The sequence below is a fragment of the Vreelandella sp. DA03-1M genome (assembly GCF_055725665.1).
The window spans coordinates 558,188-580,025 of record NZ_CM146798.1 but is presented as its reverse complement, the minus strand read 5'-3'; the positions used below and the strand labels follow the sequence as shown (position 1 = coordinate 580,025).

Here is a 21,838-nt window from a genome sequence, read left to right as displayed (position 1 = left end):
TTCAGGATCTAACCCAGCATGGTAGGCCTGAGCGGCAATACCCTGGGCCGCCAGCACTTTTGCCACTTGTTCAGCGGTTTGCTGCAGGGTGACGTAGATAATCGTCGGTGCTTCGCTGCCCGGCTGCATCTGTGGTTTCAGCCATTCAACCAACTGCTGATGGCGATCCTCCATGGCGGGTGCCACCAGCAGCTCAAGATTGGGGCGGTAAAAGCCGGTGGTGATAACGTTATCGTGGGCAATGGCAAACTTCTCGCTCATATCGGCAATCACGGTCGGCGTTGCCGTGGCGGTTAGTAGCAGCACCTGGGGGATGGCGAACTCGCGCTGGTAGTCCGGTAGCTTCAAATAATCGGGTCGGAAGTTATGCCCCCATTCAGAAAGGCAGTGTGCTTCGTCGACCACCAGCAGCGATATCTGCACTTGGCGCAGAAAATGGCGAAAGCGCTCGTTCTTAAGTCGCTCCACCGACACCATCAGGATTTTCAGCTCACCACTTTTGGCGCGCTCCATGACATCGCGAGTCGTTTCGCGGTCTTGGGTGGAATCAATACTGGCCGCCGCCACGCCATGGCGCGTTAGAAACGCCAGTTGATCCTGCATCAGCGCCAGCAGTGGCGATACCACTAGGGTGAGATGGGGAAGATGCAGCGCCGGAAGCTGGTAGCAAAGTGACTTGCCCGCGCCGGTGGCAAAAATTGCCGCCGTGGAGTGCCCCTCCAACACTCGTGACACCACCGCCTGTTGGCCGCCGCGAAAGTCGTCAAAACCGAATACGTCTTTCAGCGTTTGCTGGGGTGATGATGAGGTCATAAACACTGCCTGCTAAGTGATGAGTAGCTAAGATCTAAGTAGTGAAGATCTAAAACGCCTTTTCCAGCGCAAAGCGCGGCTGGATGTGGCCCTCTTTGTTTATGCTTTCAGTGAACATCTCAAGCGGGCGCACCCAGAGGCCGTAGTCGCCGTAGAGGGCACGATACACCACCAGCGGCTCTTCGCTTTCGCTGTGTTGGGCAGTGCCAAGCACTTCGTAGAGGCTGCCTTTGTAGTGGCGGTAAATACCGGGAACGGGGGTGGTCATGAGCTCTCCTCTTGGGTAGCGTTTGCGACAGCTGGCTGGTTGGCTTTTTTGGCCAGGCGCTCCAGCACTTTGGAGGCGGCCACAAAGCCAAAAGTGCCGGTCAAAAAGGTAGCGGCACCAAAGCCCGAAGCGCAGTCCAACCGGGTGGCGTCGCCGCTACCGGGCTTTTGCAGGCAGACTTCACCGTCGGCACCGGGATAGATCAACTGCTCGTCGGAATAGACGCACTCCACCGAAAAGCGCCGCTTGGGATTGCGGGAGAAACCGTAATCGCGACGCAGCCGCGAGCGTACTTTGGAGAGCAGCGGGTCGTGCTCGGTGCGGGTTAAATCCGCCACTTGAATGCGCGTCGGGTCGGTCTGCCCGCCCGCCGCACCGGTCACGGTAATCGGGATTTTGCGCCGCTTGCACCAGGCGATTAGCGCAACCTTGGCGATCACGCTGTCGATGGCATCCACCACATGGTCGGCATCCTCGGGAATGCGCTCGGCCAGATTGGTGGGCGTGACAAAGGCGGTGTCTGCGATGACTTCGATCTCAGGGGCGATCAAACGGCAGCGCTCGGCCAGCACGTCCACTTTGGGCTGACCGATGGTGCCATCCAGCGCGTGGAGCTGGCGGTTAACGTTGGAGACACAGACGTCGTCCAGATCGATCAGCGTGAGCTTGCCAATGCCCGAGCGCGCCAGCGCCTCTACCGTCCAGCTACCCACGCCGCCTACCCCGACCACAACTACATGGGCATGGCGAAACGCCTCCGCAGCGCGCTGGCCGTAGAGGCGTCGTATACCGCCAAAGCGAAAATCATAGTCACTTGAAACACGGTCGCTAGATACTGAGGCAGTAGCAAGGGAGGTTGATGGCTCGTTCAAAAGCATAAAAACAGACTCACAGTGCTTGGAGAGCGGAAGGCGTTGCAAGAGGCGGCGTTCGTACGCTATCCAGCGGCAAATGCCCTGCCCAGCCAAGGTGATTAAACAGCGCGACCATGGTCTCGTCCAAGGCGCAGCTCAATTGTACACGCTTGGCCAACAGCGGATGGTCAAAGGCTAAATAGGTCGCGGCGAGCAGTAAGCGTGGAGCACTCATCTGCTCGGCAAAAAAGCGGTTGTGGACACTTTTACCGTGTTTGGCATCGCCGATAATCGGATAGCCCCGCCGTGAAAGATGACGACGAATTTGGTGGCGCCGACCCGTCAATGGCCGAGCCTCTACCAGGGAGTAACGCGCCACTGGGTAACGGTCGATCTGTACCGGCAACTCAGCGCTATCCAGACGGCGAATATCAGTCATCGCAGGCATAGCAGGCATCTCAGCTTTGGGCCGCGTGCCATCCTCTTCCCGCAATGGGTAATCCAAACGTTCGCTCTCCGGCGCTTTACCCCGCACCACCGCCAGATAGCGCTTTTCTACCTGACGCTCGCTAAAAGCCTCGCTGAGCAGGCCAGCGACTGTTGAAGAGAGCGCAAAAACGATCACCCCTGACGTCGGCCGATCCAACCGGTGAACGGGATACACTCGCTTATTGAGCTGGTCGCGGAGCCGCTGGAGCAGAAATTCGGTTTCGCCACGCGCTAACGCCGAGCGGTGCACTAATAGGCCTGACGGTTTATGCACTGCAACGAGATAATCATCCTGATAGAGGATGTTGAGTGGCGTCATAACGCTCCTGGTAACAGCTGGTGACAAGACTTTCTACAAAAGCTATCTATCAAACAGGCCGCTATTGTCGCGGCTTGACGAGCCGATGTCATCCGTCGGCTTAATTGGCGAACAAACCGCTTGGCAGCTACCTTAAATAAGCAACGCAACTACAGCGTTTCCATGGATTCGGAAGGAGATAACTCTATGCGCTATTCAACTATACGTTTCTCAACACCACTTACCGCCATTGCCGCTTCGCTGCTGCTCGCCAGCACGGCGGCACAAGCCAATGAAACGCTCGATGTCGAGATGCATAAAGTCAGCACCGAGGGTAATGAAGAGTCAATCGGCACCGTCTCTCTTGAGCATACCGATCATGGCCTACTGCTAACCCCTTCGCTGACGGATCTTGAGCCCGGTGTTTACGGTTTTCACGTCCACCAGAACGCCAGCTGTGATCCTGCCGAAAACGACAGTGGCGAAATGACCGCTGCACTGTCCGCAGGTGGTCACTATGACCCCGAAGAAACCGGCACGCACCAAGGCCCCTATGGTGAAGGACATTTAGGCGATCTGCCGGTGCTAACCGTTAATGAAGAGGGCGAAGCCAATCTACCCGTTCTAGCCCCACGCCTAAGCATGGAAGATATGCCGGGTCGCAGCCTGATGATCCATGAAGGTGGCGACACCTACAAAGATGAGCCACATCTGGGCGGCGGCGGCACTCGCATGGCCTGCGGCGTCGTTGAGTCTTAAGCTTTACCGTTATTGTTAATCGACAAAATGGGCAACCACTCGGCTGTCCATTTTTTTGCTTACGGCCCACTAAAGTCTAACTGTGATTTTATAGTGGTTATCTGTACATTCGGCCCTGCTAAAAAAGTGCCTGCTTGCATGCTTACCGGCATGCTCGCCCATCCCCCTCACTGCTCTAGGTACCTTAGATGATCACCTTTATCGTATCGATCCTGCTGCTGATAGCGGGCTACTTTACCTATGGGAAGTTCGTTGAACGCGTGTTTGTGACTAACCGCAAACGTCAGACCCCTGCCTTCAGCATGCGCGACAACATCGACTATGTGCCGATGAACACTACGCGCAATTCACTCATTCAGTTATTAAATATTGCCGGTGTCGGCCCCATTTTTGGACCGATTCTCGGCGCGCTGTATGGTCCGGTAGCCTTTGTGTGGATTGTGATTGGCTGCATCTTTGCCGGTGCGGTGCATGATTACCTGACCGGTATGATCTCGATCCGCAACCACGGCGCTCATTTGCCGCAACTGGCCGGCAAGTTTCTGGGTAAAGCGATGAAGCATGTGGTCAATGGCTTCGCGATTCTGCTGCTACTTTTAGTCGGTACAGTATTCGTCACCTCGCCCGCAGCACTGCTGGCCAATATGACCTCGCTGTCGTTAACGCTCATCATTGTCGCTATCTTTATTTATTATTTGATTGCCACCCTGCTGCCGATTGATAAAGTCATTGGCCGTATCTACCCCTATTTTGGCGCCCTGCTGCTGTTCAGCGCGGCGGGTATCGGTATCGGCTTGATCATCACGGGTGCTCCGATCCCCGAGCTCTCGTTCCAGAACATGCACCCTGACGCCGCACCGATTTTCCCGCTGCTGTTTTTAACCATCTCCTGCGGCGCACTTTCCGGTTTTCATGCTACCCAAACGCCGATTATTTCGCGCACCACGCAAAACGAAACCAACGGCCGCAAAATCTTCTACGGCATGATGATCACCGAAGGCATTATTGCGATGATCTGGGCGGCCGCCGCCATGAGCCTGTTCTACGGCGACCAGTCGCTTTCCGATGTGCTGGCGGCCGGTGGCCCTGCCGCGGTGGTAAGCGAAGTTTCTACCACCATGCTCGGCGCGGTGGGTGGCACCCTGGCGGTACTCGGCGTTATCGTGTTGCCGATCACCTCGGGCGATACCGCTTTCCGCAGCGCGCGAATGATCATTGCTGATTACATTAAGATCGATCAAAAGCCGATTATGAAGCGCGTCATGGTCGCTCTACCGCTGTTTGTAGTGTCCTATGCATTAACCCATATGGACTTCACGCTACTGTGGCGTTACTTCTCATGGGCGAACCAAACCACCGCCGTTATCGCGCTATGGGTTGGCACTATGTATTTAGTGCTGTCGCGTAAGCCTCACTGGATTACCTCGATCCCAGCCACCTTTATGACCATGGCCACGTTTACCTACTTGGCCTACGCGCCGATCGGTTTTGGTCTACCGCTGCAGCTAAGCTATGTGGTAGCCGCGCTAGGTACGCTTCTTTGCATTGCGCTGTTTATGAAGCGTGTCCGTCGTCTAAGCCGGGCAACTTTTGCCGTTGATGAGCCGGCGGTACCGAGCCAGTTTGTGGACAGCGGAGAGGCGATTACAGCTAAATAGTTAGGCGCTCCATAACGTTACCACCACACTCTCTTAACAGGACGCTCTTCAAACACGAGCCACGCCACAAAAAAGGGCACACATCAGCCACATAACCGTGTTTGATGCGTGCCCTCGTTTCTTTCCCTATCTCTCTTATCCTACCTGTTCTCCCCTCCTCCTCATGTTTATCGCTTCCATGCTGCTGCGGTATAGACGAAAACAGGCAGGGACTACTCTAGCGGTATCGACCAGAAGTAGGTCTCGCCGGAGCTATCGTCCACGCCGTCGTTGTCGCTGACCAGCCAGGCGTTGCCATTATCGTTGATCGCCATTCCTTCAATCTTGTCCACCACAAAGCCGTTGTAGCTGGCCAGGTCGGGAATCAGGTCGCGTACTAGCTGTTTCTCGACCACCGGCAGCTCACCGCCCAGCGGGGCGGGTTCCAGGCCGTCCAGGGCAACGCGGGTCACTTGCTTAACCTTCGCCTCGGCGCCGATCTGGTTGTCGCGCTCGATCAAATAAAGCCAAGCGCCATGGGCGGTGATTTCGGAGAGGCCAATCCAACCCTGTTCCACGTTATCCAACGGGTAATGAACAGCGCCCCACTCACCGCTGTCGATATCAAAACGCAGTAGCTTGGCCATGCCTTCGGGGTCATCCTGCCAGGGGCGCTGTACCGCCAGCCACAGCTGATTATCAATGCGCGTGACGCCTTCTAATCCCCACTTCAATGCCTGTTGAGCGAGCGCCTCGGGCAGTGCAATTCCTTGGATAATCTCGCCGTCGGAACCCACATGATAAAGGGTGTTGGCAAGGCCTTTGTCGTTACCTTCGGAAGCGACCCAGAAGCCACCTTCACCATCGGTGGTAATACCTTCCATATCCAGGCCTAGCGCAGGCTCACCGTTGCGGGTCACATCCAGCGCTGCCGTAATCCGCGCCGGCGATGCTGATGGGTCGATGGTGAAGATGCGCGGCTGGGCGCTGTAGAAGCTGTCGCTAACCGCGTAGAGCATGTCATCAGCAGCGACCAAACCGGAAAGTGCGCCCCAGCCAATCAGTTCATCAGCGCCCGCCGAGGTCAGGGTGGGATAGACCGCTGGCGCAGCCTGATATTGATAAATCATGACATGGGCGCGGGGGCCGCCGTCTTTGCCCAGATCCCCTTCATTGGCGGTGGCTAACAGGCCACGGCTGGGAATCGCCACGGCGCCTTCGGGAGACAGGCCCGAGGGCAGCAGCTGGGTGAGCTGCGGTTCGGCCAGATTGCTAACGTCATAAACGCCCACCAGCGAGCCGCGCTCGGAAAGCAGGAAGACATAGGGCGTACCTTCGAACACCGCAAACTCCATCCCCTCCGGCTCGCTGCCTTTGGCATCCGAACGTTTATCGGGGTAATGACCCGCTTCAATCACCGCGCGCTCGAATGAAGTACCTGACTCGTATACCACCTCGCCGCGCTTGCTGAAGATCGTCCAGCCGCGCGCGCCGCCATCCATATCGCCTTCGTTGGCAATAGCGAAGTGGTCGTTGTCGATCCACTGCAAAGCGTCCGGCTCACGCAGGCGCTCGGCTTGCTGCTCGTTGAAAATCAGCGCACCGTCATCGCTGGCGTCAATGCCGTCCAGGTCGACAGTCCCGGCACTGAAATCCGCCACCACCTTTCCGGCGTAGTCGAGCACCACCAGGTGGTTGTTCTCCTGCACGGTAACGACGGTCTCACCCAGGGTGTTGATATCGACAAACTCCGGCTCGGGATCCTCGGGGGCGATCTCGGCGAGCCCGGTTACGTCGGCGTAGAGCAGGCTGTCGCAGTTAACCAGCCCTGCCGCATTGATCTCCACCAGTGCCACGGAACCGCCGGGCATCTGCGGTACACGTCCATCGCCCGCCTCTTCGTCGCGTTCGTTCTCAATGGCGACAGCGACAAAGTGCCCATCGGGTGCCGCAGCAGAAGCTACACTATCGGGCTGTCCGTCTAGCGGGCAGGAGGCGAGTATCTCGCCACTGGCTAAATCGACCGTGCGCAGCTCACCGGAAGGCTCGCTGTAGGAAACCGATGTATTCACTCCGACATAGGCCATATTGCCGAGCACCGATACGGCCGTAGGCTCGCCGTCCATAACGATATTACCCAGCGGTTGCGGGTTAGCCGGGTCGCTGATATCAATGCGCCCAATCGCGCCCAGCGGGCTATCGGTATACACCAGCGTCATGCCATCACCGGAGGCAGCAATGATTTCAGGCGCGGTCTCGCGTGTACGATCCTCGCCCTCGGCCATGTTATCGGGAACCGCGAAGCTGGCGATGCGGTTGAAATGTTTATCTGCCGCGCCTGCCGCTTGCGTGGCGGCCAGCACAGCAGCCAGCGCCAACAGTATTGGTCTGCGTTTGAGTATCATGATGGAGTTAATCCCTTGCTTAAGCTTCAGAAACGACTGATTAAGTTATTAAATTTGCTATGTCCGATTAACTATCCAACACCATGACGATGTCAGTCTTATGACACTCACTGGCTAAGTTAGCGCCGTTGGCTATCGGCACACCTCAGCGCTAAACGCAGGTTGCCGCGAAAATGTTAGATGGGTAAGTAGTGAAGGAACACATAGGGGAAAAGGGAAGCGGGAAAATCGATAGGTTAAAGGAGACTTTAGAACGCAAGAAGCCAGTCAGTTAGCCCTGACTGGCTGCTTTTTAGCTAGTTTTGGTTGCTAGCTTGCTTCTATACATACGCGCGATAGCGTTTTACTCGTCGCCTGCCATCTGCATTTGGCGCTGCATGTAATTCTGAATACCTACCTTGTCGATCAAACCCAGCTCTGTTTCGATGTGATCGATATGGTCTTCTTCATCAGCAAGCAGGTCACGCAGCATATCGCGAGTCACGTAATCTTTAACGCTTTCGCAATAGGTGATGGCCTCGATGTAATCGTTACGGCCGTCGTGCTCAATTTTTAGATCGCTTTCGAGCATCTCTTTGACGTTTTCGCCAATGTGCAGCTTGCCAAGGTCTTGCAGGTTGGGAATGCCTTCCAGGAATAGAATGCGCTCGATGATCTTGTCAGCGTGCTGCATCTCTTCGATGGACTCATCGTATTCCCATTTGGCGAGGGCTTTCAGCCCCCAATCTTTATACATTTTGGCGTGCAAAAAGTACTGATTGATCGCAACGAGTTCGTTGCCGAGCGCCTTATTAAGATGCTCAATAACTTTCGTATCACCTTTCATAACGTCACCTTTTCTACTGTAATGCTGATGTTTAATCTAGTTTAGACAATACGATCAAGCAGTTACGTTTGGAGAAGAGCATAGACGCAAATAGCTATACTCCCAGCGTTTCTGAGAGTATAGATAAGGTGATTAAAAGTTCAAGTAAATCATATATTTGCTAACGATAACTCTAACAATAGTGATTCGCGTCACACAGCATAAGCGAGTCCCATATCGGCTTCTTGGCGCGCTTCAAACACTGCATCACGGGTAATAGATTTGGCATAGCACGCGCACTTGCCGCACTGCGTTGCGCAGCCGGTTGCTTCACGCACTTCTCGCCAGCTGCGCGCTCCGTCGCTAACGTGCTGGCGAATATGATGGTCGGTTACTCCCTTGCACACGCAAACGTACATGGCGATACCTCATAAAAGTCATGAGGTGAATGTAAATGATTCGCATAGGTCTTTTCAAGTAGAAATGACTGCTTGTTGGTATCTATTCGTCTTAAAGAACAAACAAAGTACGATAACCTATTGACTTAGCAATGTTTTCTATCTTCATAAGGCATATCGCAAGTGACCATTATTTTTTCGGCAATACCACCGTTTGCGTGTTAGAAGCAATATCCGGCCAGCTACGCCGCTGCTTATCGAACAGTACCCATAAGTAGCCCAAACCAAATGCCAGCAGCGAGAGCCACGCCACCGCGCAGCGAATGAGGCACTGCCTCAAATTCAGCGAATAGCCATCCAGTGTTTGCACCCGCAACCGCCACGCCTGCATGCCCAACGTCATTCCTCCACGCGACCAGGAAAAAACGAAAAACAGCGTGACAAAAAACAGCAGCAAGAGACGCAGGCTCCAAATATCACCGGCCGTGGTGCCAATCTCTTCTGGCTGCTGGCCAAGCACATAGCGGAAAAAAACCATATGCGCGACGGTCACGGCAATCCAGATCGCGGTGACCAAAAAGCCGTCATAGAGCATGGCACCCAGGCGGCGTCCAAGACCCGCTGGCCATACGCTGTCCAACTGAGCAAAGCGTCGTATTCGCATAGTTCCTCTTATTAGTTCTTGTTTGCCACTTGGTGGTGATGACGTCTCATTTGGGCTTAGCGAACTATGCCTACCCCTTGCGGCATTAACCATTGCGACGTAGAAAGTAGATCCCTACCCCGGCACACGCTAATGTCGGCACCAGTACGGCCCATACAGGGGAAAAACCAAAGATTGTCGAGGCGGGCGCCAGCAAATCCTGTACATACTTGAAGCTCAGCCCGGTGACCACGCCGTAAAACACGCGCGTACCCGCGGCCACGGTGCGCAGTGGGCCAAACACAAAGGAGGCGGCAATCAGCACTAGCGAGCCCATGGTGAGCGGCATCAGCATCTTCTGCCAAAAATACAGCAGCGCTTGGTCATTCTGCAGGTTCTGCTCCTCAAGGAACTGGGCATAGGCCCACAACTCGCTGGGTGCCTGGCTCTCGATATCGCGCAGCAAGCGCTCCAGTTGGGTCGGGGTAAACGCAGTGTCCCAGCCCATGCTTGCCGATTGATCCGACTCCGTGTGATCGTCGAAAATGCGCGTGGTAGCGACGTTTTCCAACCGCCACGCCTCGCCCTCCCAACGAGCACGCTGTGCGTAAGTGGCTTCGACTAGCTGGCGATCATCAAAGCGATAGCGAGTTAAATCAAGCACCACGTTATCCGCACGAATCGCCCCAAAACGGTAAACACTGTCGCCTTCGATTTGCCAGCCGCTGCGGCTGGTCAACATGGCGCCTTCACCCTGGAGTTTTTCCAAGCGCCACGCTTCGGCGTATTGCTCGGTGCGCGGGCTAACATATTCGGCAACCAGCAGCACCACGACCACCACCACCAGCACCGGCTTCATCACGCCCCACACAATGCGCGCCAGGGAGCGCCCAGCCGCACGCATAACGGTGAGCTCATTGCTGGACGCCATGCTGCCCAAACCAATCAGCGCGCCGATTAACACCGCCACCGGCGCATATTGGTAAAAGCGCCAGGGCGTACGCATTAACAGGTAAAGCAGCGCATCAAAAGCGGTATAACCCACCTGTACATCGCCTAAATCATCGATATAGGCGATAGTAATATCCAAACCCAACAGCACAAACTGAACGACGACAATGGCCGCCAACACGTTGCGGGCGATATAACGATCGAGACGGTCAAGTACCATTAGCGCATCCCCTTACGTTGCGAGCGCCACAGCATTAGCAGGCCCAACCCCAAGAACAAACCATGTACCGGCCACACACCCAGCATAATGGACCAAGTACCGCTGCCAATCGCATCGACCACCGCCAGCAGCAGGCTGAGATACGCAACATATAAAAAGACCGCGGGCAGTAGTTTGCCGAAGCGCCCCTGGCGGGGGTTGACGCGGGACAGCGGCTGAGCCATCAAAGCCAGCACAAACACCATTAAGGGTAGCCCTGCCCGCCACTGCCATTGAGCCTGGGCACGGGGGCTTGGATTATTCCATAGCGCAGCCGTGGTCGCGTACTCCAGAGAATCAAGCTCCTGCCGGTCGCGACTTAACCCCAGGCGCAGGGTATAGCGCTCAAACGTGAGCCGCTCGGCGCTCTGCTCACCTGGCGTCACCCCGTAGCGTTCACCATCATCCAGCACCAAAAATCGGCTACCGGTTTCAAGCCTCGTTTCCTGAAAACCCGATGCGGCGCGGGTCACGTAGTCGTGGGTACCTTCATCGCCCTGCTGGTTCTGCTCGTGCACCAATACATCCTGCATTTCCGTGCCATCGCTGGAAAAGCTGCCAATGTAAGCGGTACGACCACCCCCAAATTCCTGAAAGCGCCCCGGCGCCAACACAGAAACATCCAGGCGGCTACGCTGCTCTTCCAGCGCAGTTTCCGTTTGCAGCGCGCCATAGGGGGTCAGCCACAGGCTGCAGATACCTACCAGCACCGCCACCACGCTGGCGGGTAGCAGGGTCACTTTCAACAGCCGAGTAGGGCTCATTCCGCAGGCGACCATCACGGTAATTTCGCTATTCATGTAGAGCTGCCCGTAGGCCAGCAGGATGCCCAGAAAAAAAGACAGCGGTAAAATCAGTTCCATAAAGCCGGGCAGGTGAAACATCATTAGGCTGCCTAACATGGTGACCGGAATATCACCTTCCGCTGCGTCCGAAAAATAGCGGATAAAGCGGCTGCCCATAATCACCAGCAACAGGATGCCAGCGACCGCCGACATGGTGAGTAACACTTCGCGAGTTAGATATCGAAATAAAATCAACGCGCTCTCCGGCTAGTCGTGCAGGATGCCATGCAATAAGCGAATGGCTTGGGTACACTAAACAAATTATTCTCAGTCCCTTTTCACAATCAAAAGCAACGGGGCATTATCCCGAATCCCTCGCTGCTTGTCTTGTTGGAGCCGTCATGGAATTTTCCGTTCAGACTGCGAACCCGGCCAAAACCGAAACGGCCTGCCTTTTGGTACCGGTTTTCAAAGGGAGCGATCTTCTGCCCACCGTTGCCAAGCTGGACGACGCCAGCGAGCGCCTGATTGGCCAATTGCTGGAACGCGGCGACTTTGACGCCGCGCTGGGCAACGTGCAATTAGTGCCCTTTGCACCGGGCCTGGGCGCTGAGCGCATCTTGCTAGTGGGCTTGGGTGAGCGCGAAAAATGCCAGGAAGCCGCCTTCATCAAGGCCCTGGATGCGGCCATGGCAGCGTTGGTAAAACTACCTATCGATGAAGCGAGCGTGGTATTCGGCGATGTGCCACTCGCCGACCGCGACCCTGCCTGGAAAGCGCGCAAGGTGATGGAAGCAGCTGAGCGGGCCATTTATCGCTTTGATCAGTTCAAATCATCGCCCGCACCGGCCCTCAGTCTAGCCAAGCTGACGTTAATGATCAGCGATGCTGACGCTGTTTCGCAGGTTAAGCAGGGCGCCTTAATAGGCAATGCAATCGGCCAAGGCATCAACTACACGCGTACCTTAGGCAACCTGCCTGCCAATATCTGCACGCCTCGCTATTTAGCCGAGCAGGCAGAGCAGCTGGGCCGCGATTCAAAGGGCGCACTTGAGGTCGACATTCTCGATGAAGAAGCGCTGGAAGCTCTGGGTGCAGGCTCGCTGCTTTCCGTCGGTCGCGGCAGCAAGGAACCGACACGCTTGATCGTCATGAAGTACCAGGGCGCCGACAATGGTGAAGAAGCGCCCCATGTACTAATCGGCAAAGGCATTACCTTTGATACTGGCGGCATTTCGCTCAAGCCCGGCGAAGGCATGGACGAAATGAAATTCGACATGTGCGGTGCTGCCAGCGTATTCGGCACCGTCAAAGCGGTGTTGGATATCAAGCCGAAGCTCAATCTGGTGTTTATCGTCGCCGCCGCCGAAAACATGCCCGACGGCCGCGCCACCAAGCCCGGCGATATCATCAAAACGCTAAAAGGGCTGACCGTCGAAGTGCTCAATACCGACGCCGAAGGCCGCTTGGTGCTGTGCGACGCGCTAACCTACGCCGAGCGCTTTACTCCCGCCAGCGTGGTCGATATCGCCACTCTTACTGGCGCTGTGATTGTCGGCCTAGGCCATCACGCCACCGGCCTGCTCTCCAACGACGACGACCTAGCGCTGGATTTGCTGGATGCCGGCGAAGGGGCATGGGATCGCGCCTGGCACCTGCCGCTGTGGGATGAATACCAAGAGCAGTTAGACTCCAACTTTGCCGATCTGGCTAATATTGGCGGCCGCCCCGCGGGTACGATTACCGCCGCATGTTTTCTATCATGCTTCGCCGATCACTTCCCCTGGGCGCACCTGGATATCGCGGGCACTGCTTGGCACTCAGGCAAGCAAAAAGGCGCCACCGGCCGGCCGGTTGGGCTATTAACCCAGTACCTGTTGGACCGTGAAACCGATGCCCAAGTAGAAAACAGCGACGGCTAATATCATCACTCGGCACCACGATCCCTCGTTCAACGGTTGCCTTTCAGCGCGGCAACCGTTAAACCTGAATACATGAGCGTGCACCCTGTCCTTGGACACACGCCGTACTTACATACACTGCTTACTTTTGCCCTTCGGGGTCTGGCTCTAGCGGAGACAACACGCCGTGCCCACAGCTTCAAATAACCAGTCAGAATCGCGTTTTGAAATACTGCCGTCCAACCAGCCTACGGCCGATGAGATCCGTGAAAACATCCTTAAAAACCCCGGTTTTGGTCGCTACTTTACCGACCACATGGCCCATATTCGTTGGACCGTGGACGCCGACTGGCACGGCCATCAGGTGCGCCCTTACGGCCCGCTAACCCTCGACCCTGCTGCCTCTGTACTGCATTACGGCCAGGAGATTTTTGAGGGTATCAAGGCCTATCGCCACGCCGACGGCTCAATCTGGACATTCCGCCCTGAGAAAAACGCCGAGCGCTTCCGCCGCAGCGCCCGCCGCTTGGCGCTGCCGGAACTGTCCGATGAGGATTTCATCGGCTCGCTGAAAGCGCTGCTCGCCCAGGATCAGGCTTGGGTACCTACGCCTGCCAGCGCCTCTGATGAGTGCAGCCTCTACCTGCGCCCGTTTATGATCGCTTCTGAAGCATTTCTTGGCGTACGCCCCTCACAGGAAGTCGATTACTACGTGATCGCCTCCCCCGCCGCGGCGTACTTTAAAGGCGGTATTGCCCCGGTGTCGATATGGCTCTCCTCGAACTACAAGCGTGCAGCCCCCGGTGGCACCGGCTTTGCCAAGTGTGGCGGCAACTACGCCGCTTCATTGGCCGCGCAAAAAGAAGCCGAAGCCCACCAGTGTGGTCAGGTCGCGTTTCTCGATGCGGCTGAAAACAAGTGGGTGGAAGAGCTGGGTGGCATGAACCTGTTCTTCGTCTTCAAAGACGGCCGTTTGGTGACCCCGCGTCTGACCGACACCATTCTCGAAGGCGTGACGCGCAACTCCGTACTCACACTGGCCAAAGATGAAGGTCTAACGCCAGAAGAGCGCGCTATCAGCATTGACGAGTGGCGCGAAGGGGCGGCATCTGGTGAGATCACCGAAGTGTTTGCCTGCGGTACCGCCGCGGTCATCACTCCGGTAGGTGAACTGGTCACTGAAAACGAGCGTATCAAGCTCACCGCGGGCGGCAATAATGAAATCGCCATGCGCATCCGTACCAAACTGCTCGACCTGCAGTACGGCCGCAGTGAAGATAAGTACGGCTGGCTAACCCAGCTGGTTTAAGCGGGTTTAAAACCCACGCTTCACCGTTCAGCGCCGCCGCAACGTTTGCGGCGGCGCTGTTTGTAAGTAGTACATTTATCTGCAATCGCTGGAGCCGCCAATGGCCCGTATTGATTTCTACATTCTGCCCGATACGACCTTGGAGGCGCGCTTGCAGTTTGCCTGCAAACTGGCCGAGACCATCTGGCGTAAAGGCTACCGCCTGCATCTACACTGCGAAGACAGAGCCCTCGCCGAGCAGGCCGATAGCGCGCTGTGGAATTTTCGTCCGGATGCCTATTTACCCCACGCCCTGGAAGATAGCGAAATGGCCGCCAGCGTACCGATCACGCTAGGCTGGCAGCAGCTGCCGGTGCCGACAGAAGAAACCGCCCTGCTTAATTTGCACCCCGATATTCCCGAAGGTGTAGAACGCTACGCGCGAATCGCCGAGATCATCAATCAGCACCAACAAGTGCTGGTCGCCAAACGCACCTGCTGGCAGCGCTATAAAGAAATGGGCCATGAGGTCGTGCCGCATAAGCTCGGTTAACTAATCTTTTAACAACAATAACTCAACGCACGAGAGCGCCCATGCAGTTTCACACCTTTTTAGCCCGCACTCCCCTGGCCGTTATCGTCATCGCCCAACTGTTCGGCACTTCGCTATGGTTTAGCGTTAATGGCGTTGGTCTGGCGCTGCAGGAGGCCGTGGGCCTTAGTGAAAGCGATTTGGGTCTGCTCACTATCGCCGTTCAGGCCGGGTTTATTAGCGGCACGCTGCTGATCGCCACCACCGGCCTTGCTGACCGAATTCGTGCCAGCCACCTGTTTGCGTTTTCTGCCGTTCTTGGCGCACTGATCAACGCCGCTTTTATCGGCGTGGCCGAGAGCGTCACGCTGGCAGCCGTGGCGCGCTTTGCAACAGGGCTTTGCCTGGCCGGTATCTATCCGCTGGGTATGAAACTGGTGGTGAGCTGGACTCCCAGCCACGCCGGGGCAGCGCTGGGTTGGCTGGTGGGCATGCTGACCTTGGGCATTGCTTCCCCACACCTGCTACGCGGGTTAACGCTGCACCTGCCCTGGCAGTGGCCGCTGCTGTTGGCCTCATTGTTGGCGCTGGTCGCCGCGCTGTTGATTTTCAGACTGGGCGTAGGCCCACACCTCCCGGCCACCGCCAAAAGCGGGCGCCCTTGGGCAGGGCTGGCCGCGTTTAAACAGCCGCGTTTTCGCGCCGCCGCGCTAGGTTATTTCGGCCATTGTTGGGAGCTGTATGCGCTATGGGCGCTGGTGCCGTTTCTGGTCGCTAGGGAATTGGAACGTCTTGGCGCTGCCAACGGCGCCCAGCCATGGCTAAGCTTTGCCGTGATTGCGTTGGGCTTGCCCGGCTGCGTACTCGCGGGCAAATGGAGCCGTCACATTGGCAGCGACCGCGTGGCCTGCGTGGCGTTGGCTGTCTCGGGCACGTTGTGTTTGGTTTATCCGCTTTTGGGCAGCGCATCGCCCTGGCTGTTGCTAGCGCTTCTCGGCGTATGGGGCGTTAGCGTGATTGCCGATTCTGCTCAGTTTTCAGCGCTTGCATCGGCCACCGCCCCAGTCGAGCGACTGGGGGCAGCGCTGGCGATGATGAACGCTATCGGCTTTGGGCTCACCATTCCTTCGATTGCGCTGGTTACCGCGCTGTGGTCGAGCCAGTCGCTGGCGGTGATCTGGTGGCTAGTGCCAGGTCCTATCCTGGGGCTCATCGCCATGCGCGGGTTTTCTTCGCATCAGCACCTTGTAAAGACGGTGCGCGGCAACCGTTAACATTAACAACGAGCGTGAGTAGCACCTGACGACCCCGGCACTCACGCTGTATACTCTCGCGCTATACAATTTCACATTTTTTGCCAGCCGTGAGCCGACTCTCCATGGAAAAGACCTACCAACCCGAACAGATCGAAACCCGCTGGTACGAACGCTGGGAGGCCGACAACCGTTTCGCCCCTTCCGGCCAGGGCGAGCCCTTTTCGATCATGATTCCACCGCCCAACGTGACCGGCAGCCTGCACATGGGTCACGCGTTTCAGGACACCATTATGGATACCCTGACGCGCTGGAAACGGATGCAGGGCAACAATACCCTGTGGCAGGTAGGCACCGACCATGCGGGTATCGCCACGCAAATGCTGGTCGAGCGTAAAATAGCGGCTGAAGAGGGCAAGACCCGCCACGATCTTGGCCGCGATGCGTTTATCGACAAGGTGTGGGAGTGGAAAGAAGAGTCTGGGGGCCATATCACCCGCCAGCTGCGCCGCATGGGCGCCAGCGTGGATTGGAGCCGCGAGCGCTTCACCATGGACGACGGCTTCTATAAAGCGGTGCAGGAAGTGTTCGTGCGCCTGCACGAAGAAAAGCTGGTCTACCGCGGCAAGCGGTTGGTCAACTGGGATCCTACCCTGCATACCGCCATTTCTGATTTGGAAGTGGAAAACAAAGAGCAGCAAGGCAGCTTCTGGCACTTCCGCTACCCGCTAGCGGATGGAGTTAAAACCGCTGACGGTAAGGATTACGTAGTGGTCGCCACCACCCGCCCGGAAACGCTACTGGGCGACACCGGTGTGGCGGTCAACCCGGAAGATGAGCGCTACGCCTCACTGGTCGGCAAGTTTATCGAGCTGCCACTGGTAGGCCGCCGTATTCCGGTGGTGGCGGATGAGCATGCCGATATGGAGAAAGGCTCCGGCTGCGTCAAGATCACCCCGGCTCACGACTTCAACGACTACGCGGTCGGCAAGCGTCAGAATCATCTGCTGATCAACGTCTTCTCCAAAGATGCGACGATCCTTGAGCAAGCTGAGATCTTTGACCTAAAAGGCCAGCCCCAGCCCGACGAAGACGCCACGCTGCCCGCCAAGTACGCTGGGCTTGACCGCTTTGAAGCGCGCAAGCAGATCGTTGCTGATATGGAGGCGCTGGGCCTGCTGGAGCAAGTCGAAGCCGTTAACAACACCCTGCCCTATGGTGATCGCTCTGGCGATGTCATTGAGCCGTTGCTAACCGACCAGTGGTTTGTGGCGGTGGAAAGCCTCGCCAAGCCCGCCATCGAAGCGGTGGAAAACGGCGATATCCAGTTCGTGCCTAAAAACTACGAAAACATGTACTTCGCCTGGATGCGTGACCTGCAAGATTGGTGTATTTCCCGCCAGCTGTGGTGGGGCCACCGCATTCCCGCCTGGTACGACGCGGAAGGCAATGTTTACGTTGCCCGTAGCGAAGAAGAAGCCCGCGAGAAGCATGCACTCGAACCCGATGTCGTGCTGACGCAGGATGAAGACGTACTCGATACGTGGTTTAGTTCGGGATTATGGACCTTCGGTACTCTCGGTTGGCCGGAAAAAACCCCAGAGCTTGAGACCTTCCATCCCTCTAGTGTGCTGGTCACTGGCTTTGACATCATCTTTTTCTGGGTAGCCCGGATGATCATGATGACCCTGAAGTTCACCAAAGAGGTGCCATTTAAGACGGTTTATGTGCACGGTTTGGTACGCGACGGCCAGGGCCAGAAGATGTCCAAATCCAAGGGCAACGTGCTCGACCCCATCGACCTGATCGACGGCATCACGCTGGATGAGCTACTCGAAAAGCGCACCGGCAATATGATGCAACCCAAACAGGCCAAGGCGATTGCCAAAGCCACCAAGGATGAGTTCAAAGACGGCATCGAAGCCCATGGCACCGATGCGCTGCGCTTTACGTTCCTCTCCCAGGCCACCACCGGGCGCGATATCAAGTTTGATATGAACCGCTTGGATGGCTACCGCAATTTCTGCAACAAACTGTGGAATGCCTCACGCTACGTGCTGATGAACGCCGAAGGCGAAGATTGCGGTACGAGCGGAGAGGAAGTTGAGCTTTCCCTCGCCGACCGCTGGATCATCTCGCAGCTACAGAAAACCGAAGCCCAGGTCACCAAGGCGCTGGACGAGTACCGCTTTGACCACGCCGCCCAAGCGCTGTATGAATTCATCTGGAACGAGTACTGCGACTGGTATTTGGAACTATCCAAGCCCGTACTGTGGGACGAAAATGCGACGGCCGAAGCCAAGCGCGGCACTCGCCGCACGTTGGTGCGCGTACTCGAAGCTATCCTGCGCTTGGCCCATCCGATGATGCCCTATATCACCGAAGAGATCTGGCAACGCGTCTCGCCGCTGGCAGGTGTGTTTATGGGTGACGACGCATCGATCATGCTGCAAGCTTGGCCAGAAGCCGATGAGAGTAAAATCGACGAACAGGCCAGCCTGGATATTGAGTGGCTCAAAGGCGTCATTATCGCCGTGCGTAACATCCGCGCCGAAATGAACATCGCCCCTGGCAAACCCCTCGACGTGCTGCTGACCAAAGGCAAGCCCGAAGATGCCGAGCGCCTGGAAAGCAACCGCCACTTCCTTTCCAAGCTCGCCAAGCTGGAAAGCGTGACATGGCTCGACAACCCTGATGATGCCCCGCTCTCAGCCACGCAGTTGGTAGGTGATATGGAAGTATTGGTGCCGATGGCGGATCTCATCGACAGAGATGCCGAAATCGCTCGCCTCAGTAAAGAGATCGAGAAACAGGACAAACTGATCGGCGGCATCGAGAAGAAGCTTGGCAACGACGGCTTTATCGCCAAAGCCCCCGTCGCCGTGGTGGATAAAGAGCGAGGCAAGCTGGACGAGTTCCAAGCCACCAAGCAGCTGCTGGAAGAGCAAAAGGCGAAGATTGAGGCTTTATAAAGTTGGTTAGTAACAATAGCTGAAACAAAAACGGCACCGTCAGGGTGCCGTTTTTGTTTGGGAACGCTCTGTTGACTTTGTCAGACCACTTCAAAGTTTAGAGTGAGTTAATACAAAGCTTTTCCTCCTCCTTACACCACACCTAATCACATTTTCTTACGAAACGTGTAAGGTTGGTACAAGAACAGCCACCAAGTGGCATCGCTGATTCAGCAACAATACGGACTGCTCTATGCCGACACCAACTGTGGCGCGATTAGAGGCGCTGGCGACCGAACTTGAGCGGGCCGGGATTGCGTACCGCGAGCTTTCGCCAATGGCGGATACCGGGCTAGCTCATGACCATGTATGGGTGCATCGCAACGATGGCGATGATTGGGTGGCGCGGCTACCGAAACAGAGCCAGATGAACCTGCCGCCGGAAGCGAACCTTGCCTATCAGGCCGCCTGTTATCAGCGCTCTAGCCCTGGCGGACACACGCCTGTGCTGTATGACACCCTGCCGCCAGGCGAATCGCTGCCTCGTGGCGGGTTGTTGGTTGAGGCGATCCGCGGCCGTCTGGCCAGCCTGCCGGAAGACCTGCCTGCCATTGCAGATGCTCTTGCCAGCCTGCACCGTCAACCGCTGCCCGCTCTCGCGGCACGGGCGCCACTGCTCGCTCCTAAAAATCCGTGGCAGGCGATGGTGGATGAAGTGCGCCAGCAGGCTAACTGGCTAGGCGATGCGCAGCTTTCGAGTAAAGTGACCCAGCGGATTAAGCAGGAACTGGACTTACTTCCGCCCCGCCTAAACGATGAAACCGCGACGCTGATTAGCTTTGACACCCACCCTGGCAACTTCTTAATCCGCGACGATGGCCGCGCGGTGTTGGTGGATTTAGAGAAGTGTCGCTACGGCCTGCCGGGCATTGATCTCGCCCACACCAGCCTCTACACCTCCACTACCTGGGATGTAAACAGCCAAGCGGTGCTATCGCTGAATGACGTGATTAATTTTTACCGCCGCTGGCAAGCAGCCATGAGTGAATCACCCGATACCGACTCCCTGGTCGCCTGCCGTCGCGCTACCTGGCTGTGGTCATTAACCTGGTGCGCGAAATGGCGCGCCCAGCACCTAAACGCTAAAGATGCCCAGCAACGGGGAGAAGACTGGTCGGCAGAACTCACCGACCCTGCCGTGATTGACCACGTGCGTGACCGCGTTGAGCACTACCTCTCGCTGCCGATTATTGATCACGTCCATAGCGAGCTGCAGTGCTTGCAAGCTTCCCTATAACGTTTGTGCTTCCTACCCAAGAGATATGCGATGCCGATTAACCGTCACCCTATACGCTTCACGATCGCCACCACGCTGTTAGGCCTTGCGCTTCCTGCCATGGCCAACCCTGATCCGGACGACTGGCAAAGCGTCGTGGCACAAGCCGAAGGCCAAACCGTTTACTGGAATGCCTGGGGGGGTGATACGCGCACCAACCGTTATATTGACTGGGTGGCGGAGCAAATGCAGGCCCAGTACGGCGTCGATGTGGAGCACGTTAAGCTGGACGATACCGGCAGCGCGGTGGCGCGGGTGCTAGGCGAAAAGCAGGCAGGTAACCACGACGAGGGCAGTATTGATCTGATTTGGATCAACGGCGAGAACTTCGCAGCCATGCGCGACAACGATCTGCTGTTCGGCCCCTTCGCCGAGGCGCTGCCCCATTTTGCGCTCACCAACGCCGACGAAAACCCCGAGGTTGTCACCGACTTCACACTGCCTACCGAAGGCTACGAGTCGCCCTGGGGAAAAGCGCAAATCACCTTCTATTACGACAGCGCCCAAACCGAGACTCCCCCCAAGGATATACAGTCGCTACTCGCCTGGGCTCGAGCCAACCCGGGCCAGTTTAGTTATCCACGTATTCCCGACTTCACCGGGAGCACCTTTTTGAAACAAGCACTGATCGAGCTTACCGAGCAGGATGAGGCGCTTTACCAGCCGCTCTCAGAGAGCGATTTCGAGACCGTGACAGAACCGCTGTGGACCTATTTAGATGCGCTGCACCCGCACCTATGGCGCAGCGGGCGCAGCTTTCCCGACTCCGGCCCCCACTTGCGTACATTGATGAGCGATGGTGAGCTAAGTCTAGCGTTTTCTTTCTACCCCACTGATGCTGCCGTGGCGGTCATGGAGTATGAATTACCCGATAGCGTGCGCAGCTATGTGCTGGAAGGCGGCACCCTGGGTAACGTCCACTTTGTGGCAATTCCCTATAACTCACCGCATAAAGCTGGGGCCATGGTGCTCGCCAACTATCTACTTTCAACGGAAGCCCAGGCCGAAAAACAGTCGTTAGCGATGTGGGGCGACCACAGCGTGCTGGATATCAACCAGCTAGACACTGACGCCCAAGCGCTGTTTGAGCAGGGAGATCGTCACCCTTCAGAACTACCCGCGGACGCGCTGTCTAACACCCTACCCGAACCGCACCCCAGCTGGATGACCGCCCTGCAAGATGCCTGGCTTGAGCGTTACGGCGTTAACTAGA

At 56.6% G+C, this 21,838-nt stretch carries 18 protein-coding genes and 1 pseudogene; 9 read left to right on the top strand and 10 right to left on the bottom strand.

The window, feature by feature from the left end; genetic code table 11:
• The 4 genes and pseudogenes from ACXUPB_RS02725 to ACXUPB_RS02710 form a co-directional block, all read right to left on the bottom strand.
• Nucleotides 1-813 (bottom strand): annotated as a pseudogene (locus tag ACXUPB_RS02725) (RecQ family ATP-dependent DNA helicase); the annotation flags it as partial.
• 49 nt (nt 814-862) lie between these two features.
• A complete protein-coding gene (locus ACXUPB_RS02720; RefSeq protein ID WP_339934276.1) occupies nt 863-1,081 on the bottom strand; it encodes a DUF1653 domain-containing protein in 219 nt (72 codons plus the stop codon).
• Complete coding sequence (gene tcdA / locus ACXUPB_RS02715; protein ID WP_339934275.1) at nt 1,078-1,959, bottom strand: tRNA cyclic N6-threonylcarbamoyladenosine(37) synthase TcdA; 882 nt, start codon at nt 1,957-1,959, stop codon at nt 1,078-1,080. The genes ACXUPB_RS02720 and tcdA overlap by 4 nt, the downstream gene beginning before the upstream one ends.
• A 10-nt stretch (nt 1,960-1,969) precedes the next feature.
• Nucleotides 1,970-2,743 (bottom strand): pseudouridine synthase, encoded by a 774-nt coding sequence (locus ACXUPB_RS02710; RefSeq protein WP_339934274.1) that lies wholly within the window; start codon nt 2,741-2,743, stop codon nt 1,970-1,972.
• A 186-nt stretch (nt 2,744-2,929) separates the two neighbouring features.
• On the opposite strand from ACXUPB_RS02710, the gene sodC reads away from it, so the two are divergent.
• Together sodC and ACXUPB_RS02700 are read left to right on the top strand one after the other, a co-directional pair.
• Complete coding sequence (gene sodC / locus ACXUPB_RS02705; RefSeq protein ID WP_339934273.1) at nt 2,930-3,481, top strand: superoxide dismutase [Cu-Zn] SodC; 552 nt, start codon at nt 2,930-2,932, stop codon at nt 3,479-3,481.
• Nucleotides 3,482-3,669: 188 nt separating this feature from the next.
• Entirely contained in the window at nt 3,670-5,139 is a 1,470-nt protein-coding gene (locus ACXUPB_RS02700; RefSeq protein ID WP_472955204.1) for a carbon starvation CstA family protein, read from the top strand.
• 212 nt (nt 5,140-5,351) lie between these two features.
• Here the strand turns inward: ACXUPB_RS02700 and ACXUPB_RS02695 are convergent, their stop codons facing one another.
• The 6 genes from ACXUPB_RS02695 to lptF all read right to left on the bottom strand — a co-directional run bounded on the left by ACXUPB_RS02695 (nt 5,352) and on the right by lptF (nt 11,619).
• On the bottom strand, nt 5,352-7,523 hold the full coding sequence (locus ACXUPB_RS02695; RefSeq protein WP_472955201.1) for an esterase-like activity of phytase family protein: 2,172 nt from the start codon (nt 7,521-7,523) through the stop codon (nt 5,352-5,354).
• 343 nt (nt 7,524-7,866) lie between these two features.
• A complete protein-coding gene (bfr, locus tag ACXUPB_RS02690) occupies nt 7,867-8,349 on the bottom strand; it encodes a bacterioferritin (protein ID WP_009288515.1) in 483 nt (160 codons plus the stop codon).
• Between the two features lie 191 nt (nt 8,350-8,540).
• Complete coding sequence (locus tag ACXUPB_RS02685; RefSeq protein WP_035564686.1) at nt 8,541-8,747, bottom strand: (2Fe-2S)-binding protein; 207 nt, start codon at nt 8,745-8,747, stop codon at nt 8,541-8,543.
• A 169-nt stretch (nt 8,748-8,916) separates the two neighbouring features.
• Nucleotides 8,917-9,390, bottom strand: a complete 474-nt coding sequence (locus ACXUPB_RS02680) for an RDD family protein (RefSeq protein ID WP_035564688.1) — start codon at nt 9,388-9,390, stop codon at nt 8,917-8,919.
• A gap of 85 nt (nt 9,391-9,475) precedes the next feature.
• Nucleotides 9,476-10,540, bottom strand: a complete 1,065-nt coding sequence (gene lptG, locus ACXUPB_RS02675; protein WP_035564690.1) for an LPS export ABC transporter permease LptG — start codon at nt 10,538-10,540, stop codon at nt 9,476-9,478.
• Entirely contained in the window at nt 10,540-11,619 is a 1,080-nt protein-coding gene (gene lptF, locus ACXUPB_RS02670) for an LPS export ABC transporter permease LptF (protein ID WP_179915324.1), read from the bottom strand. Before lptF ends, lptG begins: the two co-directional genes overlap by 1 nt.
• 146 nt (nt 11,620-11,765) lie before the next feature.
• On the opposite strand from lptF, the gene ACXUPB_RS02665 reads away from it, so the two are divergent.
• From ACXUPB_RS02665 to ACXUPB_RS02635, 7 genes are all read left to right on the top strand, one after another.
• Nucleotides 11,766-13,286, top strand: a complete 1,521-nt coding sequence (locus tag ACXUPB_RS02665; protein ID WP_472955197.1) for a leucyl aminopeptidase — start codon at nt 11,766-11,768, stop codon at nt 13,284-13,286.
• 166 nt (nt 13,287-13,452) lie between these two features.
• Nucleotides 13,453-14,574, top strand: a complete 1,122-nt coding sequence (locus tag ACXUPB_RS02660; protein WP_035564695.1) for a branched-chain amino acid aminotransferase — start codon at nt 13,453-13,455, stop codon at nt 14,572-14,574.
• A 100-nt stretch (nt 14,575-14,674) separates the two neighbouring features.
• On the top strand, nt 14,675-15,106 hold the full coding sequence (locus ACXUPB_RS02655) for a DNA polymerase III subunit chi (RefSeq protein WP_179915326.1): 432 nt from the start codon (nt 14,675-14,677) through the stop codon (nt 15,104-15,106).
• A gap of 41 nt (nt 15,107-15,147) precedes the next feature.
• On the top strand, nt 15,148-16,359 hold the full coding sequence (locus tag ACXUPB_RS02650; protein WP_035564698.1) for an MFS transporter: 1,212 nt from the start codon (nt 15,148-15,150) through the stop codon (nt 16,357-16,359).
• Nucleotides 16,360-16,463: 104 nt separating this feature from the next.
• On the top strand, nt 16,464-19,310 hold the full coding sequence (locus ACXUPB_RS02645) for a valine--tRNA ligase (protein WP_179915327.1): 2,847 nt from the start codon (nt 16,464-16,466) through the stop codon (nt 19,308-19,310).
• A gap of 232 nt (nt 19,311-19,542) precedes the next feature.
• Complete coding sequence (locus ACXUPB_RS02640) at nt 19,543-20,586, top strand: aminoglycoside phosphotransferase family protein (protein ID WP_179915328.1); 1,044 nt, start codon at nt 19,543-19,545, stop codon at nt 20,584-20,586.
• A gap of 30 nt (nt 20,587-20,616) precedes the next feature.
• Entirely contained in the window at nt 20,617-21,837 is a 1,221-nt protein-coding gene (locus tag ACXUPB_RS02635) for an ABC transporter substrate-binding protein (protein ID WP_179915329.1), read from the top strand.
• Nucleotide 21,838: the final 1 nt, after the last annotated feature.

What these genes read in the sequence shown, in the direction of transcription:
- ACXUPB_RS02720 (WP_339934276.1), bottom strand. Translation starts at nt 1,081, where the DNA reads ATGACCACCCCCGTTCCCGGTATTTACCGCCACTACAAAGGCAGCCTC.
- tcdA (WP_339934275.1), bottom strand. Translation starts at nt 1,959, where the DNA reads ATGCTTTTGAACGAGCCATCAACCTCCCTTGCTACTGCCTCAGTATCT.
- ACXUPB_RS02710 (WP_339934274.1), bottom strand. Translation starts at nt 2,743, where the DNA reads ATGACGCCACTCAACATCCTCTATCAGGATGATTATCTCGTTGCAGTG.
- sodC (WP_339934273.1), top strand. Translation starts at nt 2,930, where the DNA reads ATGCGCTATTCAACTATACGTTTCTCAACACCACTTACCGCCATTGCC.
- ACXUPB_RS02700 (WP_472955204.1), top strand. Translation starts at nt 3,670, where the DNA reads ATGATCACCTTTATCGTATCGATCCTGCTGCTGATAGCGGGCTACTTT.
- ACXUPB_RS02695 (WP_472955201.1), bottom strand. Translation starts at nt 7,523, where the DNA reads ATGATACTCAAACGCAGACCAATACTGTTGGCGCTGGCTGCTGTGCTG.
- bfr (WP_009288515.1), bottom strand. Translation starts at nt 8,349, where the DNA reads ATGAAAGGTGATACGAAAGTTATTGAGCATCTTAATAAGGCGCTCGGC.
- ACXUPB_RS02685 (WP_035564686.1), bottom strand. Translation starts at nt 8,747, where the DNA reads ATGTACGTTTGCGTGTGCAAGGGAGTAACCGACCATCATATTCGCCAG.
- ACXUPB_RS02680 (WP_035564688.1), bottom strand. Translation starts at nt 9,390, where the DNA reads ATGCGAATACGACGCTTTGCTCAGTTGGACAGCGTATGGCCAGCGGGT.
- lptG (WP_035564690.1), bottom strand. Translation starts at nt 10,540, where the DNA reads ATGGTACTTGACCGTCTCGATCGTTATATCGCCCGCAACGTGTTGGCG.
- ACXUPB_RS02665 (WP_472955197.1), top strand. Translation starts at nt 11,766, where the DNA reads ATGGAATTTTCCGTTCAGACTGCGAACCCGGCCAAAACCGAAACGGCC.
- ACXUPB_RS02655 (WP_179915326.1), top strand. Translation starts at nt 14,675, where the DNA reads ATGGCCCGTATTGATTTCTACATTCTGCCCGATACGACCTTGGAGGCG.
- ACXUPB_RS02650 (WP_035564698.1), top strand. Translation starts at nt 15,148, where the DNA reads ATGCAGTTTCACACCTTTTTAGCCCGCACTCCCCTGGCCGTTATCGTC.
- ACXUPB_RS02645 (WP_179915327.1), top strand. Translation starts at nt 16,464, where the DNA reads ATGGAAAAGACCTACCAACCCGAACAGATCGAAACCCGCTGGTACGAA.
- ACXUPB_RS02640 (WP_179915328.1), top strand. Translation starts at nt 19,543, where the DNA reads ATGCCGACACCAACTGTGGCGCGATTAGAGGCGCTGGCGACCGAACTT.
- ACXUPB_RS02635 (WP_179915329.1), top strand. Translation starts at nt 20,617, where the DNA reads ATGCCGATTAACCGTCACCCTATACGCTTCACGATCGCCACCACGCTG.